This window comes from Loktanella sp. S4079 (assembly GCF_000967725.1).
In the GTDB taxonomy this organism is placed as follows: Bacteria; Pseudomonadota; Alphaproteobacteria; order Rhodobacterales; family Rhodobacteraceae; genus Yoonia.
In genome coordinates this window covers 1,053,384-1,067,316 of the sequence record NZ_JXYE01000002.1, presented here as the reverse complement: position 1 = coordinate 1,067,316, position 13,933 = coordinate 1,053,384, and the positions used below count along the sequence as shown (strand labels likewise).

General features: G+C 54.3%; 11 protein-coding genes. 6 read left to right on the top strand and 5 right to left on the bottom strand.

Annotation, left to right across the window (positions count from 1 at the left end; genetic code table 11):
- Positions 1-174: 174 nt before the first annotated feature.
- From TW80_RS06475 to TW80_RS06460, 4 genes are all read left to right on the top strand, one after another.
- Positions 175-1,749 (top strand): Re/Si-specific NAD(P)(+) transhydrogenase subunit alpha, encoded by a 1,575-nt coding sequence (locus TW80_RS06475; RefSeq protein ID WP_045997065.1) that lies wholly within the window; start codon positions 175-177, stop codon positions 1,747-1,749.
- Positions 1,750-1,761: 12 nt separating this feature from the next.
- Complete coding sequence (locus TW80_RS06470; RefSeq protein WP_045996451.1) at positions 1,762-3,189, top strand: NAD(P)(+) transhydrogenase (Re/Si-specific) subunit beta; 1,428 nt, start codon at positions 1,762-1,764, stop codon at positions 3,187-3,189.
- Between the two features lie 144 nt (positions 3,190-3,333).
- Positions 3,334-4,113: an ATP-grasp domain-containing protein gene (locus tag TW80_RS06465; protein ID WP_045996450.1), complete on the top strand. Its 780-nt coding sequence runs from the start codon at positions 3,334-3,336 to the stop codon at positions 4,111-4,113.
- Positions 4,114-4,213: 100 nt separating this feature from the next.
- Positions 4,214-5,272 carry a phospholipase D-like domain-containing protein gene (locus tag TW80_RS06460; protein WP_045996449.1) on the top strand — a complete coding sequence of 353 codons (1,059 nt, stop codon included), beginning with the start codon at positions 4,214-4,216 and terminating at the stop codon, positions 5,270-5,272.
- Between the two features lie 99 nt (positions 5,273-5,371).
- Here TW80_RS06460 and TW80_RS06455 read toward each other — a convergent pair whose 3' ends face one another.
- The 5 genes from TW80_RS06455 to TW80_RS06435 all read right to left on the bottom strand — a co-directional run bounded on the left by TW80_RS06455 (position 5,372) and on the right by TW80_RS06435 (position 11,202).
- Positions 5,372-6,316, bottom strand: a complete 945-nt coding sequence (locus tag TW80_RS06455) for an ABC transporter permease (protein ID WP_045996448.1) — start codon at positions 6,314-6,316, stop codon at positions 5,372-5,374.
- Complete coding sequence (locus TW80_RS06450) at positions 6,309-7,316, bottom strand: ABC transporter permease (protein WP_045997064.1); 1,008 nt, start codon at positions 7,314-7,316, stop codon at positions 6,309-6,311. The genes TW80_RS06455 and TW80_RS06450 overlap by 8 nt, the downstream gene beginning before the upstream one ends.
- A 103-nt stretch (positions 7,317-7,419) precedes the next feature.
- Complete coding sequence (locus tag TW80_RS06445; protein ID WP_045996447.1) at positions 7,420-9,150, bottom strand: peptide ABC transporter substrate-binding protein; 1,731 nt, start codon at positions 9,148-9,150, stop codon at positions 7,420-7,422.
- 47 nt (positions 9,151-9,197) lie between these two features.
- Positions 9,198-10,205 carry an ABC transporter ATP-binding protein gene (locus TW80_RS06440; protein WP_045997063.1) on the bottom strand — a complete coding sequence of 336 codons (1,008 nt, stop codon included), beginning with the start codon at positions 10,203-10,205 and terminating at the stop codon, positions 9,198-9,200.
- Positions 10,198-11,202 (bottom strand): ABC transporter ATP-binding protein, encoded by a 1,005-nt coding sequence (locus tag TW80_RS06435; protein ID WP_045996446.1) that lies wholly within the window; start codon positions 11,200-11,202, stop codon positions 10,198-10,200. Before TW80_RS06435 ends, TW80_RS06440 begins: the two co-directional genes overlap by 8 nt.
- A 211-nt stretch (positions 11,203-11,413) precedes the next feature.
- Between TW80_RS06435 and argE the strand changes: the two genes are divergently transcribed.
- Both argE and TW80_RS06425 read left to right on the top strand, forming a co-directional pair.
- Positions 11,414-12,574 (top strand): acetylornithine deacetylase, encoded by a 1,161-nt coding sequence (gene argE / locus TW80_RS06430; RefSeq protein ID WP_045997062.1) that lies wholly within the window; start codon positions 11,414-11,416, stop codon positions 12,572-12,574.
- Entirely contained in the window at positions 12,574-13,917 is a 1,344-nt protein-coding gene (locus tag TW80_RS06425) for an NAD(P)/FAD-dependent oxidoreductase (protein WP_204218487.1), read from the top strand. Before argE ends, TW80_RS06425 begins: the two co-directional genes overlap by 1 nt.
- The last annotated feature ends 16 nt before the right edge of the window (positions 13,918-13,933 follow it).

Below are 13,933 nucleotides of genomic sequence, written 5' to 3'. Positions count from 1 at the left end.
TGCGTTGCATTTCGAAAGTTTCGTGTTCGAATTGCTGGGTTGGGTTGCATGCGGACGCAACTCTGAGCGGCTGTTAGCGTATGACATAAGTAAAACAGGGGTTTGGTAGTTGTAATATGCTAGTCTGCCATATAACAAACCCGCGACTGCTGAATGATAAATGGGGGATTGTCTGTGAAAATCGGCACACCAAAGGAAACGTTCGAAGGCGAAAATAGGGTCGCAATGACTCCTGCCTCGGCGAAGGATCTGCAAAAATTAGGATACGAATGCGTCATCGAAACTGGTGCTGGTGCAGCAGCCGGATTTTCGGATCAAGCCTATGCTGATGCCGGGGTCGAAGTCGTCAAGACGGGCGCTGCCCTGTTCAAGGCGGCTGACATCGTGGCCAAAGTGCGCCCGCCGTCCGACACCGAAGTCAAACGTCTGCAAGACGGGCAAACTCTGATTTCGTTCTTCTATCCGGCGCAGAATGCCGAGTTGATGGAAGCGGCGAACAAGAAAGGCGCGAGCGTCATTGCGATGGACATGGTTCCACGCATTAGCCGCGCGCAAAAGATGGATGCGCTATCATCCATGGCGAATATTGCGGGTTACCGCGCGGTGATCGAGGCAGGCAACAACTTTGGTCGTTTCTTTACCGGGCAGATCACTGCGGCGGGTAAGGTTCCACCAGCAAAGGTATTAGTGGTCGGCGCTGGCGTTGCGGGCTTGGCTGCGATTGGTACCTCGACGAGCCTCGGCGCGATTACCTATGCATTCGACGTCCGCCCCGAAGTGGCCGAGCAAGTTGAATCAATGGGCGCTGAATTTGTGTTCCTCGACTTTGAAGAAGAACAGCAAGACGGCTCAGCGACAGGCGGTTATGCGTCCGTGTCCAGCCCAGAATTTGCCGCCGCACAATTGGCTAAGTTCCGCGAGATCGCGCCAGAAATGGACATCGTTATCACAACAGCCCTAATCCCAGGTCGCGACGCGCCAGAGCTTTGGACCAAGGATATGGTCGAAAGCATGAAGCCCGGTTCGGTCATTGTTGATCTTGCTGCTGAACGTGGTGGTAACTGTAAACTGACCGTGAAGGACGAAAAAATCGTCACCGAAAATGGCGTGACTATCATCGGCTACACTGATTTCCCAAGCCGTATGGCAGCGCAGTCTTCGACGCTTTACGCGACGAACATCCGTCACATGATGGCTGATTTGACACCCGAAAAAGACGGTGTGCCCAATCACAACATGGAGGATGACGTGATCCGGGGGGCGACTGCGACCCATAAGGGCGAGATCACATTCCCACCGCCGCCGCCAAAGGTTGCAGCGATTGCAGCTGCCCCGAAAAAGGAGGCGCCAAAAGAGCTCACGGCCGAAGAAAAGCGGGCCAAAGAGATTGCTGAATTCAAAGCGCAGACCAAGAATCAGGTGACATTGCTGGCTGTTGGGGCCGCGGTATTGCTGAGTGTTGGGCTGGTCGCACCCGCAAGCTTTATGCAGCACTTTATCGTGTTTGTGCTTTCGGTCTTTGTGGGCTTCCAAGTGATTTGGAACGTCTCACATTCGCTGCACACGCCATTGATGGCGGTCACAAATGCGATTTCCTCGATCATCATTTTGGGGGCACTGATGCAAATCGGGTCCGGATCCGCTCTTGTCGTGATCTTGGCGGCTTTGTCGGTCTTTATGACCGGCATCAATATTTTCGGTGGTTTCCTCGTGACACGGCGCATGCTCGCCATGTTCCAAAAGTCTTAAGGGGGTAGGATAATGGAATACGGATTTACGACAGCGGCCTATGTGGTCGCAGCTATTCTCTTCATCCTGTCTTTGGGCGGGCTGTCCGGACAAGAAAGCGCAAAACGCGCGGTCTGGTACGGGATCGTTGGCATGGGGCTGGCGGTCGTGGCTACGCTTATTGGTCCGGGATTGGGACTGTGGCTCTTGTCACTGATCTTGATCGCTGGGGGCGGTGCGATTGGTTACATGCTGGCAACCAAGGTTCAGATGACCCAAATGCCAGAGCTGGTCGCAGCGATGCACAGCCTCGTTGGCTTGGCTGCGGTGTTTGTGGGCTTTATCGCCCATTTTGAAATCGCCAATGTCCAAAGCGGTGTTTATGGCGACGATCTCGGGACCTTTGCCGATTTGATTGCGCATAAGTCAGCGGTTGAGATCAACATTCTGCGGGTTGAGCTGTTCTTGGGCATCTTTATCGGTGCGGTGACATTCACAGGTTCGGTCATTGCCTATGGCAAGCTGGCGGGCAAAGTGAACTCTGCCGCGACGAAGCTGCCCGGTGGCCATCTGTTGAATGCTGCTGCGGCAATCATCTCTGTGCTCTGCCTGATTTGGTACTTCAACACTGGTGGTTTCCTGCCGTTATTCATTATGACCTTGCTGGCGCTGTTTATTGGTTACCACTTGATTATGGGGATCGGCGGCGCCGATATGCCCGTCGTGGTTTCCATGTTGAACAGCTACTCTGGCTGGGCGGCGGCGGCGATTGGTTTCAGCCTTGGCAATGATCTGTTGATCGTTGTGGGCGCGCTGGTTGGTTCTTCTGGTGCGATCCTGTCGTACATCATGTGTAAGGCGATGAACCGGAGCTTTGTCTCGGTCATCCTTGGCGGATTTGGCGGCGCTGCGGGGCCACAAATGGAAGTCGAAGGCGAGCAGATCGCGATCGATTCTGATGGCGTGGCGACAGCACTGAACGAAGCAGACAGCATCATCATCATTCCGGGTTACGGTATGGCGGTGGCGCAGGCGCAAAATGCGGTGTCCGAGCTGGTCAAAAAGCTGCGTGCCAAGGGCAAAGAGGTTCGTTTCGCGATCCACCCCGTTGCTGGGCGTTTGCCGGGGCATATGAACGTGCTGCTGGCCGAGGCCAAAGTGCCTTATGACATCGTGATGGAAATGGACGAGATCAATGATGATTTTCCAGATACGGACGTTGCCATCGTGATCGGATCGAACGACATCGTGAACCCCGCGGCGCAGGACGATCCAAACAGTCCAATCGCTGGGATGCCAGTGTTGGAATGCTGGAAAGCGAAACAGGTGTTTGTATCCAAGCGTGGTCAAGGCACCGGCTATTCGGGCATCGAAAACCCGCTGTTCTTTAAGGAAAACACGCGCATGTTCTACGGCGATGCGAAAAAGTCCTTGGATGAGCTGCTGCCAAAAATCGACTAAGGAAGGTGGATTAGAATCCACCCTACGCAAGCCCCGCCATGAATTTGGCGGGGCTTTCTTGTGGTGAGATGCGAAAAATTGACAGATAAGGTGGTCGGGGGATGACATCCTAGAAATGCCCAAGTTCAAAATAGGAAACATCTGATGCAGTGGATACTTCAGGATTTCGAAGATACCCGAAAGTTGGCGATCGCGTTAGATCGGCTGCAAATTCCTTATACGTGGCATAAGGTTGTACCCTTTGTCGGAGATCTTTCGCCAGAGCCGGTAATTGCGGACAAAAATACCGTCGTGTTATTTGGTTCCTATACCTTGTGGCGGTACGCCCGTGCACATGACCTGATGCCGGGTGTCTTCAGAATTCGCCCGTTCGTGCTTGAGGAACCTTGGCAGCAATTTTTGCTCAACGGTATTCAGGGGCAATTTATGCGACTGAATGAGATACCGCAGAAGTTTGAAGATGATAACACGCATTGGTTTATGCGCCCGGTCGAAGATAGCAAAGAAGAACCCGGCCGCGTTCGATCAAGTCGCGAGATTTTGGAGTTGGCACACAAAGTCTTAACGCTTGACCAAAACGACATCCCCAATGGATCACTTCGGCATGACACCGAACTGATGTTTACAAAGCCTGCTCGGATTTTGCGGGAATGGCGTTTGTGGGTCGTTCAAGATGAAATCGTGACCTATTCGCTATACAAGGAAGGTTCCCGTGTGATCTATCGCCCGGAGATCGACGATGATGCCTTGGCATTTGGCAGAGCGCTGGTTCAGGCGAATCCCGCCTATGCCCGCGCCTATGTCGTCGATATTTGTCGCACCGATGCCGGGCTAAAAATGCTTGAGACGAACTGCATCAATGCGGCGGGGTTTTATGCGGCGGATCTCACACGATTAGCCTCTGCAATTGATGGTTTGATTTAGAACGCAATTGATCGGTTTCTCCGTGATGCGCACTTTGATCTTGCGGCAGGGGTATAACGCAGGGCAGCCTATAGCTGCCTGAGCAATCTTGGAGGCCATCATGCCCGTTACCGCTGGCCCGATTACACTTTATCTTGGTCCGGATACCGTGGGTGGGCCGGATAGCCTTGAGGCGCCCATTATTGAGTTCATCGGCACCGCCCAGAATGAACTGCTGGTCTGTGTGCAAGAGCTAGACCATCGCCCCATCGCCGATGCCCTAATTGCTGCGTCGCGTCGTGGGGTTCGTGTTCGGGCGATCATGGAACAAGATTACCTGCGCGAAAGAAACGCCCCCGAACCTGACAGTTTGGGTACCCAAGAAGTAAACCGCGAGTTGCTGATGCGGATATTGCGGGCAGGGGTGGATGCCAAGGCGGATTATAACCCTGCAATTTTCCATCAAAAATTTATGATCCGAGATCGCGATTCTGTGCTAACAGGCTCGACCAATTTTACCACGACAGGGGTCAAAAAGAACCTAAACCATGTTTGCGTGATCAAGGATAAAGAGGTCGCGCGTGAATACGGGCGTGAATTCAAACAGCTTCGACAAGGCACATTTGGCGCGCGCAGCCTGTTGATGCCCCGCAAGCCGCTTGAGGGGCATGTGGTTGGCGGTATTCGGATCAAGCCGCTCTTTGCGCCGGATCACATGCCAGAGATGGAGTTCATCAAGCAGATGATCAAAGCCAAAGAGCGTGTGGATTTCGCCGTTTTCACCTTTGCGCAATCGTCGGGTATTGATGATGCATTGGTAAATGCCCGGCAAAAGGGGCTGGCGGTGAATGGTGTTTTGGATCGAAGGCAAGCCAATCAGAAATGGGCGTCAAAGGATACGTTGGTCGAAGGAGGCGTAAGGCTCCATCAGAATAAAACCGGGACGGGGGTGCGCAAAATTCACCACAAGCTCATGGTGATGGACGATGGGCTGACGATCCTTGGCAGTTTTAACTATACCGGGCCTGCGAACCTCGTGAATGATGAGAATATTATCGTTTTGGGTGATCTTGATCTGCCAGACGGTCCTGCGCGTGATGCTCAGCGCGCTATTGGAGAATACGCCCGTACCGAGATTGACCGAATTATAGCAAATCAATCTGAAGAAATTCGGCGCTAATGCGCGCGAATTTTCTCATTTCTTAGCGGTCAGAAATTGATGCTTGCTGCGATCAACCGATCCAAGACGTTGATCGCTGCGCTTGATAAACGATTGCGGTTATTGGCCGCGGATACGTGGGTCGAGCGCGTCGCGTAGACCGTCACCGATGTAGTTCACAGAGAGAACTGTCAGCGAAATCGCGAGGCCGGGCCAGAGAACACGTTCCGGGAACTGTGTCATGCGGTCGACGCTATCGAATAGGATCTTGCCCCAAGTTGGGAAATCCGACGGAAAGCCAAGCCCGAGAAAGGAGAGGGCGCTTTCGGTGATGATAGCTGTGGCCAGCCCCAATGTCGCAGAGACAAGAATGGGCGAAAGCACATTGGGTAGCAGGTGCCGCGTGATCATCCGCCGCGACGGTGTACCGATAGAGCGCGCAGCAAGAACGAATTCGCGTTCCTTGAGCGCCATCACATCACCGCGCACGATACGGGCAGTTTGCATCCAAGAGGTGATACCAATCCCGACCACGATCAGGATAAAGATCCCGTTCTCGGGTCCGAAAGCGGCACGAAGCGGGTCACGGAACAAGAGCATCATCACCAGCAAGAGCGGCAAGAGAGGCAGCGCAAGCACAAGATCGGTAAAGCGCATCAAAAGGCCGTCCAACCGTTTGAAATAGCCTGCCAAGACGCCAATCAGCGTTCCCAAAAAGACGGATAGGATCATCGCCGTCCAACCAACCGCGAGCGAAATGCGACCACCTTGCATGATGTTCGCCATGATGTCGCGGCCGAGGTTATCAGTACCCATGGGGTTGGCCCAAGCTGTCTTGGCTTCGCTGTCAAAGAGCGCCATGTAAATCGGGCGCAGGTTCTTGTTGCGAATGTTCAACTTGCCGGGGTCAACATCCCAGATGATGGGACCGATCGTCACGAAAAGCGTGATAAAGATCAAAAAGACCAGACCTGCTACCGCGCCCTTGTGGGTTTTGAATTGATCCCAGACATCCCACCACTGATTGCGTGGCTTTTCCATCGTGTTCAGCGTTGCATCAGTCATAGCGGATCCTCGGGTCAAGAATGCCGTAGAGAACATCGGCGATCAGGTTCATCATGACGATTAGCACCGCCAGCAGGAATGTGATGGTCATCACCATCGGAATGTCAGAGCCTTGCAGCGCAATGATCAGCAGCTGCCCAAGGCCATTCACCTTGAAGATTTGTTCAGTGATGATGGCTCCGCCAAAGATCGACGGGATACCAAGCGCGATCACTGTAATGACCGGGATCATCGAATTCCGCAGCACGTGCTTAAGAACCACGACGCTTTCTGACATGCCTTTGGCGCGGGCTGTGCGGACGTAATCTTGGCCGAGGTTGTCAAGCATCGACGCTCGCATGTAGCGGCTGACTTGGGCAGTCGTTTGTAGCGCAAGCACCATGACAGGCATGATCATCTGACGCAGTTGGAAGACAAAACTGTCCCAATCTGTAACCACATGGGTCGTGTCATAGATGGATGGCAGCCATTTTAGCTGAACCGAAAAGATCACAATCAGCAAAACCCCTGAAAAGAACGGCGGAACCGAAAAGCCAATCATCGAAACGAATGTGCCCGCCTGATCAAAGACAGAATACTGGCGATAAGCACTGATGATCCCAATTGGCAGCGCGATAAGAACGCCGACCACATAGGACATGCCAACCACCCAAAGGGTCTGGGGCATGCGTTCCGCGATCACGTCAAAAACGGGGCTGCGAGATTGAAAGCTGATGATCCGCTGAGCACCGTCAGCAAAGTTGGTGCCAAAGGCGTTGTCGATCCAGTATTGTGGCTCAACGATAAAGAACTGTTTGAGCCAGAGCGGGAAGCGCACCCACCACGGTTCGCCAAGACCGAGCGCAAGGCGCATTTTCTCTTTGACCTCTGGGGGAATGGTCAATGGCATTTGCGCCATTGGATCGCCGGGGGCGAGTTCAAGCAGCATGAAGATCACGAAAGCGATGAACAAAAGCGTCGGGATCGAGATGAGCAATCTGCGAATGGTATAGATCAGCACGGGCAACGCCTCAGGTCAGAACTTTGGTAAAGGAACAGGGCGGCGCATCGTCGCCCTGAATGTTGGTGTGGTGGGGGTGGGTTAAAACCCACCCTACGTGGTCTTAGCGATTGTCGCCGATACGGTACCAGTCGGCAGCGTTCCACAGCTCGGAATCCCAAGTGTTCAGAACAACGCCGCCAAGGCTGTTTGCATGCGCAGACACGCGGCCACGGTCAACCAATGGCACGATGGTCATTGAGTCTTTGGTCAGCATGTCATTGAGCTGGATTGCGATCCGGCTACGCTCTGCCTGATCCGCAGTTGCGCCCAGTTCAACAAGAAGCGCGTCATATGCTGGGTCACAATAGCGGTTGATGTTTTCACCCTGCCACTGTGTGTCTGGACGTGGCGCTTTGTCACAAGAATACATTGAGAGGTATGCTTGTGGGTCTGTGCCGTCAAAGTTGTTCGCGTACATTTCAACGTCTGCATAGAAACGCTGGAATGTGTCAGGCGAACCTGGGTCACCACCAAAGAAGACAGAGGCATCGATGTTACGCAGTTCGGTTTCGACACCGATCTCGCCCCACCATTCCTTGATCAGCGCTTGGAAGTCCTGACGGACTGCGTTGGTCGAAGTTTGGTAAAGGATGCGCAGCTCTACACCGTCTTTTTCGCGGATGCCGTCGCCGTTGCTGTCTACCCAACCCGCGCCATCAAGCAATGCTTTTGCACCTTCGATGTCTTGGACCAAGCAACCTGTGTTTTCAGTGGACGCGTAGATTTCTGGGCCCGGCACGAGGTTACAAGTTGGACGACCAGCCTGACCGTAGCCAACCTCGACCAGAAGATCGCGATCAATCGCCATGGAAAGCGCACGGCGCACAGCTTCGTCGCTCAGGAATGGGTGAGGGGCCTCAGCGGTTGAACGCACACCTTCTTCGAGAGATGGTGAAGGATCAGTGAGGTTCATTTCCAGACGCTCAACCAATGTACCAAAGGCGGACACAGGTGTACCGACGCCAGCTTCGGCCATGGATGCAATCACGTCAGGTGCCAGTTGCAGGTTCCAAGCGTAGTCAAATTCGCCTGTTTCCAGAACAGAACGACCAGCTGCCGTCGCATCGCCGCCACCTTTGAAGGTTACAGTCGCGAATGCCGGTTTGCTTGCGTCACGGTAGTTGTCGTTTGCAACCAGTTGGATCACGTCGTTCGTGCGGAATTCTGTGACCACAAATGGGCCAGTACCGATCGGACCAAAGTTCGCGTCTGTACACTCTGGCGCCTTGGCACCCATACAGTCAGCAAATTGTGTCGCTTGCAAAATTGGAGACTGACCACCCATGAACGGACCATATGGGTTCGGCTGTGGGCCAGAGAAAGTGACTTTGACAGTCAAGTCATCCAAGGCTTCGACGGTTTCAACACCTTCGAACTTTGATAGCTGCGCACAGCCGCCTTCTGGGTCCATGCAATATTCTGCTGTGAATACAACGTCAGCAGATGTCACTGGGGTGCCGTCAGACCAAAGCAGGCCTTCTTTGAGCTTCCAAGTGATGGAAGTGAGGTCTTCGGAAACGCCGCCGTTGCTCACGGTTGGGATTTCTTCAGCCAAATAGGCGACTTTGGCGCCAGTTTGGTCGTAGCGTGCCAGCGGTTCAAGAATAAGGCTTGATGCCTCGATGTCTTTGGTGCCGCCCGATAGATACGGGTTCAAAATGGACGGTGCTTGCCAATAAATGATGTTCAACTGACCATCGCGACCGCGCTCGCCTTCGTGGCCATCGGCGAAAGCCATAGGCGCAAGCGCAACCGTCGCAACAGCACTCAGCAGAGCTGTTTTGAGTTTCATGTTATCTTCTCCTTGTTGGTGCTCTTTTTGACCTCGGGACCTGCCGTTTACTCGGCAGTGTCGTTTGTATTTTGATACAGGTGACACGCGGTAAACCGTCCGGGTGATACCTCAAAATATTCAGGTTCTTGGGTCTTGCAGATGTCCATGACGGATGGGCATCTGGTGCAGAAATTGCAGCCTGCCGGTGGATTAGCAGGCGAGGGCACATCCCCCTTTAGCACAATCCGCTCTTTTTTCGTTGCAAGACTTGGATCAGGTTCAGGCACCGCCGACAACAATGCCTTTGTATAAGGGTGCAGCGGTTCGTCATATAACGCTTCGCGTGGGGCAAGCTCGACGATCTTGCCAAGGTACATCACTGCAACGCGTGTCGCGATGTGGCGAACCATCGACAAGTCGTGGCTGATAAAGAGATAGGTCAACCCGAGTTGCTCTTGCAGATCTTCAAGCAGGTTCACCACCTGCGCTTGGATTGACACGTCAAGCGCGGCAATGGGTTCGTCACACACGATGAATTTCGGGTTCAATGCCAGGGCACGTGCGATCCCGATGCGCTGACGTTGCCCGCCGGAGAAAGCTTGGGGATAGCGCTTGGCGAACTGTCGGTTCAGGCCAACGGCATCCATCAGTTCGGCGACTTTTTCGCGCTTTTCAGATTCCGAGAGTTTTGTGTGTTCATCAAGCGGTTCTTTGATGATGGCCTCGACCGTCATGCGTGGGTTCAGTGATGCTTGCGGATCTTGAAAAACCATCTGCATGGTTGGGCGCATTTCACGCAGCTTACCCTGCGCACGCTGGCCAATCTCTTCGCCGTCAATGGTGATTTCGCCAGAGGTAATATCATAGAGCCGCAATACCGCACGCCCGCATGTGGATTTGCCGCAGCCTGATTCCCCGACCAAACCTAATGTCTCGCCTTCCATCACATCAAAGCTGACGCCATCGACAGCCTTGACCACACCGACACGACGCCGCAACAGGCCAGCATGGATTGGAAAATGCATCTTGAGATCGCGGACGCTGACCAATGGTTTCGAAGTTTGATCAAGCATCGCGGGGTGCTCCGGTACGGGCGTCAAAGAAACAGGCGGCGTCATGCCCTTCGCCAAGGTCATAACGCGGTGGGTTTTCCGAAGCGCAACGGTCAAAGGCCACATCACAACGATTGCGGAACGGGCAGGCGCTTGGCGCAGCCTTGATGATCGGGGGTTGACCTTCGATCACTGTGAGACGTGCAGCACGATCACCTTGGATGGTTGGGATCGTCTTGAGCAAGGCGCGCGTGTAGGGGTGTTGCGGATCTTTGAACAAGGTAGAGACCGGCGCGTGTTCAACAACCTGTCCGCCGTACATGACCATGACCCGGTCGGCGATGCCTGCGATCACGCCTAGGTCATGGGTGATCCAAATCACGGCCATGCCAAGCTTGGTCCGCAGGTCCTTCATCAGTTCAAGAATTTGCGCCTGAATGGTGACATCCAATGCTGTGGTCGGCTCGTCTGCGATCAAGACTTGGGGATCACAGGCAAGCGCGATCGCGATCATCACGCGCTGACGCATCCCGCCAGAGAACTGGTGCGGATAATCCCCCAAGCGGCGCTTTGCGTCGGGGATACCGACAAGCTCGAGCAGTTCTTGCGCGCGCACTGCGGCCTGTTTCTTGTTCATTCCCATGTGCTTGCGCAGGGGTTCCATGATCTGGACCCCAACGGTGAACACTGGGTTCAATGAGGTCATCGGATCTTGAAAGACAAATCCGATTTTGCCGCCGCGCACCGATCGCAGGGTCTCTGCATCGACATCGAGCAAGTTCTTATCTTCGAACATCACTTGGCCGCGCTTTACCTCAGCCGGAGGCGAAGGCAGCAAACCAAGAAGCGACATCATGGTGACAGATTTTCCCGATCCGCTTTCTCCGACAACACCAAGCAACTCGCCGGGCCGCAAAGAAAAGCTAACGTCGTTCACGGCGTGGACTTCGCCAGATCGGGTTTTGAATACAGTTTTGAGGTCCCGGACATCCAGAACAGGCAAAGCCCCATCGGGCATATAGAACCTCCCACGTGGTTCGGATTAATTATTAGCACTTGCGCTGTTTTTTAGGCATTGCGAAGTTTTACCAAACGGTAACATTTATTTTTGAGGCCGCAAGACGTTTCGCGTTTGCACCCGCAAGACATCCACGCAAGACTGCAGTTGCCGACACTTTGAACAGATGCTCACGCAAGTGGCGGCAATTGCAGCACAAGAAGGAAAACGTATGACGCTCAGCGCTAGGGCACTTATGGACCATTTGGTTTCCTTTCCGACGATTAGTACCGAAAGTAACCTGAAACTCATTGAATTTGTTGAGGAATACCTGAATTCACAAGGAATCGAAACTCAGCGTGTGCCAAATTCTGATGGCACCAAAGCAGCAGTCTATGCACATGTTGGACCACAAATTGATGGGGGTGTCGTGCTCTCTGGGCATACCGATGTGGTGCCGGTCGAGGGACAAAATTGGACAAGTGACCCATTCGCGGTGACCGAACGTCAGGGGCGTCTTTATGGGCGTGGAACCTGCGATATGAAGGGATTTGATGCGCTCGCTATTTGGGCGATGTGCCACGCAAATAAGCAAGAGCTAAAGCGCCCGTTGCAAATCGCGCTGAGCTACGACGAAGAGATCGGGTGTACGGGCGCTCCCCCAATGATCGAACATATGATTGCGATGGGAATGCCCCGTGCGGACACTGTAATTGTCGGCGAGCCATCAATGATGAAGGTCGTTACAGGCCACAAAGGTGGTATCGGCTATCACATGCATTTTCGCGGGTTCGAGGTGCATTCCTCGCTCCTTCATACGGGTGTCAGCGCGATCATGATGGCCGCAAAGCTGATCGAATGGGCGAATCAGGTGAATGCGCAGAACGCGGCGAAACCTGTGGCCAAGGTCGATTCTGATTTCGTGCCCCCCTACACAACGCTGCATGTCGGGACGATTAATGGCGGAACCGCACATAATATCACCGCCAAGGATTGTCATTTTGACCTGACTTTTCGCGTGGTTCCGGGCGAAAGTATTACGCTCTGGCGCGCACGGTTTCTGGAAAAGGTCGCAGAGCTTGATGCACAGATGAAGGCGATTCACCCGGATGCGGGAATCACGGCCGAAGAGTTGTTTCAACTTCCGGGGCTCGCCCCAGAAAAGGACGGTAAAGCCGAGAGTTTAGCGCGTCAGCTAAGCGGCGCTAACGGGCAAGAGGTGGTCAGCTACGGCACGGAGGCTGGTCATTTTCAGGCGCGCGGCTATTCGGCGGCGGTCTGTGGTCCGGGGAATATCGCGCAGGCGCATCAGGCTGATGAATACATCAGCGTAGATCAGTTCGCCCAAGGCGAGGCGTTCATGAAGGCTTTGGTCGAAAGGCTAACAGTTTGATTCCCTTTCCAATATCTATCGAAAACCCAATATCATTTCCGGGACCTGCACCAATCAAAGCCGACGTTGTTGTCATCGGCGGCGGGATTGTAGGTGTCATGTCGGCGTGGGAGCTCGCGCAACGGGGGCAGCGCGTCGTGCTCTTGGAAAAAGGGCGAATCGCGGCCGAGCAATCATCGCGGAATTGGGGCTGGATTCGTGCGCAGGGTCGTGACGCTGCGGAGGTGCCGATCATGCGTGAAGCTGCGCAGATGTGGCGCGAGATGGCCGCGCAAATCGACGAAGACATCGGGCTGCGCCAATCTGGCGTGACGTATTTTGCGTCTTCTGAAAGCGAGATGGCGCGCTACGCTGATTGGCTGCCTGTGGCACAAGAAAACGCGCTGGATACCGTCTTGCTGACGGCCAAACAGACGGCTGAAAAATTCGACACCGCAGCGCATTCTTGGGCCGGGGCACTGTGGACAGCCGGGGATATGCGCGCAGAGCCGTGGGTCGCAGTGCCTGCACTTGCGCGGGCTGCCGCAAAGGCGGGGGTTACGATTGTCGAAGGATGCGCTGCGCGGACGCTCGACATAAAAGCTGGGAAAATTAGCGGGGTCGTGACGGAAACTGGGTATATCGAAACCTCTAACGTGATCGTTGCTGGCGGTGCGTGGTCTTCGCTGTTTTTGCGCCGCCACGGGATCAATATCCCGCAGCTTTCTGTACGTGCCACTGTTGCTGCGACCGCGCCTTTGGATGCGGTCTTTGACGGGGCGGGTGTCGATGACCGGGTTGCCTTTCGGCGCAGGCAAGATGGCGGGTACACGCTGGCTGCATCTGGGTTTCATGAACTCTATGTCGGTCCAGACGCATTTCGCGCGCTCAAAAGCTTTGCCCCCCAGCTATGGCAAGACCCGCTGGGCACACGGTTGCGCCCTGTCGCACCTGCCGATTTTCCAGATGCATGGGGCACTGCCCGCTATTGGTCGGGCGACGAAATCAGCCCGTTTGAAAAGATGCGCGTGCTGAACCCTGCACCAAACCACAAAAAGGTTGCACAAATGGCGCGCGACTTTGCTGCGACTTTCCCACAACTCGGGGAGGTGCCGATCAAAACAGCTTGGGCTGGCATGATCGATACGATGCCTGATATTGTGCCTGTGGTTGATCACGCCGCTGACATGCCCGGCCTGACGATTGCCACTGGCATGTGCGGACATGGTTTCGGGATTGGACCCGCCTTTGGCCGCATTGCTGCGCAACTGGTTACTGGTGAACATATCAAACACGATATTTCCCGTTTCCGCCTGTCCCGTTTTTATGATGGGTCCAAGCTTGTGCTTGGCCCGAACCTTTGACCAAACTGTGACCTGT

Excerpts from the sequence above, each read along its gene's own strand:
- TW80_RS06455 (WP_045996448.1), bottom strand. The coding sequence starts at position 6,316 with ATGACTGATGCAACGCTGAACACGATGGAAAAGCCACGCAATCAGTGG.
- TW80_RS06460 (WP_045996449.1), top strand. The coding sequence starts at position 4,214 with ATGCCCGTTACCGCTGGCCCGATTACACTTTATCTTGGTCCGGATACC.
- TW80_RS06465 (WP_045996450.1), top strand. The coding sequence starts at position 3,334 with ATGCAGTGGATACTTCAGGATTTCGAAGATACCCGAAAGTTGGCGATC.
- argE (WP_045997062.1), top strand. The coding sequence starts at position 11,414 with ATGACGCTCAGCGCTAGGGCACTTATGGACCATTTGGTTTCCTTTCCG.
- TW80_RS06440 (WP_045997063.1), bottom strand. The coding sequence starts at position 10,205 with ATGCTTGATCAAACTTCGAAACCATTGGTCAGCGTCCGCGATCTCAAG.
- TW80_RS06435 (WP_045996446.1), bottom strand. The coding sequence starts at position 11,202 with ATGCCCGATGGGGCTTTGCCTGTTCTGGATGTCCGGGACCTCAAAACT.
- TW80_RS06445 (WP_045996447.1), bottom strand. The coding sequence starts at position 9,150 with ATGAAACTCAAAACAGCTCTGCTGAGTGCTGTTGCGACGGTTGCGCTT.
- TW80_RS06470 (WP_045996451.1), top strand. The coding sequence starts at position 1,762 with ATGGAATACGGATTTACGACAGCGGCCTATGTGGTCGCAGCTATTCTC.